The 237-nt window shown below is 65.0% G+C and carries 1 pseudogene; it reads left to right on the forward strand.

The window, feature by feature from the left end:
* A pseudogene (locus tag FNJ47_RS48975) lies at positions 1-84 on the forward strand (carbohydrate ABC transporter permease); the annotation flags it as partial.
* Positions 85-237 lie beyond the last annotated feature (153 nt).

Raw genomic sequence — 237 nt, forward strand, 5'->3', positions numbered from 1 at the left:
CTCGGCTCGCTGCCGGTCGCCCTGTTCTACTCGCTGTTCGTCGACTACTACGTGTCGTCGTTGACCGGCGCGGTGAAGGAGTAAGCGGGCACCAACGCGCAGTAGCTCTATCCCCGTCATCCTGAGGAGCGCGGAACGCGCGTCTCGAAGGATCGACGGCCCGGCTGTGGCCGTGCATCCTTCGAGGCTCGCTCCGCTCGCACCTCAGGATGACGGGGATAGAGCTACTGCGCGTTG

This window comes from Bradyrhizobium uaiense (assembly GCF_010811875.1).
In the GTDB taxonomy this organism is placed as follows: domain Bacteria; phylum Pseudomonadota; class Alphaproteobacteria; order Rhizobiales; family Xanthobacteraceae; genus Bradyrhizobium; species Bradyrhizobium uaiense.